The sequence below is a fragment of the Micromonospora sp. DT227 genome (assembly GCF_049841835.1).
Lineage (GTDB): Bacteria > Actinomycetota > Actinomycetes > Mycobacteriales > Micromonosporaceae > Micromonospora.
This window is the reverse complement of the sequence record NZ_JBNCLA010000080.1, coordinates 1-289: the sequence shown is the minus strand read 5'-3', so window position 1 is coordinate 289 and position 289 is coordinate 1. Positions and strand designations below refer to the sequence as shown.

The window sequence follows — 289 nt, the reverse complement described above, 5'->3', positions numbered from 1 at the left end:
GCGGCTCGGACACCGGCGTGTATGTCGGCACCCATGGGCAGGACTATCCGGCGTTGTTGAGTGTGGCTGACGCTGCGGGGGAGGGTTTCTCCGGTACCGGCAACGCTGCGAGTGTCATGTCGGGGCGGGTGGCGTACACGCTGGGCCTGGAGGGTCCGGCGGTGTCGGTGGATACGGCGTGTTCGTCGTCGTTGGTGGCGGTGCATCTGGCAGCGCAGGCGTTGCGGTCGGGTGAGTGTTCGATGGCCCTGGCCGGCGGTGTAGCGGTGATGGCCACCCCGGGAGCGTT

At 68.5% G+C, this 289-nt stretch carries 1 protein-coding gene; it reads left to right on the top strand.

Annotated elements, in window-relative coordinates; all coding sequences use genetic code 11:
• Nucleotides 1-289 (top strand): beta-ketoacyl synthase N-terminal-like domain-containing protein (locus ACLQ2W_RS33975; RefSeq protein WP_425792002.1); only part of this gene is annotated, 289 nt, incomplete at both ends.